Origin of the sequence: Pseudoalteromonas lipolytica (assembly GCF_001306915.1) — a bacterium.
GTDB classification, from domain to species: Bacteria; Pseudomonadota; Gammaproteobacteria; order Enterobacterales; family Alteromonadaceae; genus Pseudoalteromonas; species Pseudoalteromonas simplex.
Map to the genome: position 1 here is coordinate 1 of NZ_LJTC01000025.1, position 2,598 is coordinate 2,598.

Annotated in this window: 1 protein-coding gene; it reads left to right on the forward strand. The window is 48.8% G+C overall.

The genetic code is table 11. The features are described 5' to 3' along the window. Nucleotides 1-15: 15 nt before the first annotated feature. Nucleotides 16-2,598 (forward strand): beta strand repeat-containing protein (locus AOG27_RS20825; protein WP_152967178.1); only part of this gene is annotated, 2,583 nt, incomplete at its 3' end.

The window sequence follows — 2,598 nt, forward strand, 5'->3', positions numbered from 1 at the left end:
CCCGCCGGTAGCACAGTGACCATCACCCAAACCTTATTAGGCGGTGGCAGTGTGACATATACGGCAACCACCGATGCCAATGGTGATTGGTCACTGACAGGGTTAACCGTGCCGTTAGCGAACCTAGCGTCGATAACAGCCAGTGCATCGGATGCTGCAGGCAATGTACGTACTATCAGTTCAAGTGACTTTGATGGTACACCACCGACACTCACCGTTAATGTGGATGCAATAGGAAATGACAATACACCGCTCATCAGTGGTACCAGTGATGCAGGTGAAGGTGCACAAGTGACTGTGGTCGTCACCGATGCCAATGGTGATAGCAGCACCCTAACAGCGACAGTGGATGCCAGCGGTAATTGGTCAGTGAGTCCAACAACGGTCTTAGCTGATGGTCAATTTACTGTTGACGCCAGTGTGCGTGATGGGGTGGGGAACCTTACAGAAGAAACGGTGACTGGGGTCATTGATACCGTTGCACCAAGCTTAACCTTAACGGGCGTTGGGGCGGGCAGTGATGTGACGCCAACTTTAAGCGGCACAAGTAATGAAATCGGCGCGTTAGTAACTATCACAGTGACTGATAGTAACGGTGTGGTACAAACTTTCTCAGCCACAGTGGGCAGTAATGGAACCTGGACTAGCGAAGTGCCAAACGGTTTAGCCGAAGGTGATTACACTGTGTCAGCAACAGTGAGTGACGTGGCGGGCAATAGTACAACAATCAGTGCCTCAGGTAGTATTGATACGGTAAATCCTACAGTCGTTGTGAATGATAATGGCTTAAGTAATGATAATACCCCAACAATCAGCGGTACATCTACCGAGCCTGCGGGCACAATTGTAAATATTATAGTTACAGACAGTAATGGCGATAATTATAGTTTTACAGCTGTTGTAAGTGCTGCAGGCACATGGCAAACAGACGCATCTGAAATACCTGATGGTAACTATACAATTACTGCAACAATCACAGATGCTGCGGGTAATACAGGGAGTGATACAGGCTCTGGAACGATAGACACTACAGCGCCTCTCATTACAATCAACAATCTAGGCACAATTAACACCGCAACACCAACTATTAGTGGTACATCTTCGGAGCCAGCAGGCACTGTTATTTCACTTGTATTAACAGATACCAGTGGTGGTGAGATCAGTTTGACTGCAACCGTTGATGGTGCTGGTAATTGGTCTGTCACCTCTTCATCGTTAGCGAATGATGACTACAGCGTGGTTGCTACAGTAGAAGATGCAGCAGGAAATAGCGCCTCAGCAACAGAGAATTTCACCTTGAATACCAGTGCGCCTAGTATTTCAATTGATGCCCTAGGCCAAACGAACGATACAACGCCTACTATTTCAGGAACAACCAGTGCTCCTGACGGCAGTACGGTAACAGTGACTATAAATGATGGCACCAATCCAGTTGAAACACTGACAGTAAGTGTCTCAGGTGGTATTTGGACTGTTACTGCTAATAATGCATTAACTGAAGGGGATTTTACGGTTACTGCTAGCGTTACAGTAGGTGGCGTTGAAGGTACAGACTCTGCTGTAGGAACAATTGATTTAACCCCTCCTACCATTGCAATTAATGATATTGCACAAACCAATGATACAACCCCAACAATAAGTGGTACAACGGATGCACCGGTAGGAAGCACAGTTACAGTGATCATTACTGATTCACAAGGCAACCCACAAACTTTAGTCGCTACGGTATTAGCGAACGGAAGTTGGTCAGTGTCTGCAACCACAATACTGGCAGAAGGTAGTTTTACTGTTAATGCTTCAGTCACCGATGCAGCCGGTAATACTGGCACCGATAGTGCCACTGGTGAAATCGACATTACCGCACCGACGATTAGCCTTGATACCTTGGCCGATAGTAATGATGTGACACCGCTCATCAGTGGGCAAACCACCGGAGCGGCTGTGGGCAGCTTAGTGCTGCTTACTATCACTGACAGTGCCGGTAATGTACAAAGTGCGACAGCGACGGTGCAAGCGGACGGCAGTTGGTCTGTTGAGCCAAGTACGGCATTAGCCGAAGGGGATTATACCGTGGTGGCCACCGTGAGCGACGCGGCGGGTAACGAAGGCAGCGATACTGAAACAGGCACCATTGATGTGACGGCACCAACGATTAGCATTGATGCGCCAGCGCTGACCAACGACAATACACCGACGGTCACTGGCACCTCAGACTTAGCCAATACCTCACTCGCTGTGACCTTTACCGATGCTGATGGTATCAGCCATAGCGTAACAGTCACCACTGATGCTTCAGGTAATTGGAGCGCCGAAGCAGGGCAAGCCTTAGCTGATGGCAACTACACAGTCAGTGCTAGTATCAGCGATGCAGCAGGTAATAACAGCAGTGCCAGTGACAGTGGTGAAGTCGACACCATTCCACCGGAGCTTGCTTTTGTGCCGACCTTCTTACTGGGTCAACTGGTGACCTTAAGTGGTACATCAGATTTACCCGCCGGTAGCACAGTGACCATCACCCAAACCTTATTAGGCGGTGGCAGTGTGACATATACGGCAACCACCGATGCCAATGGTGATTGGTCACTGACAGGGTTAACC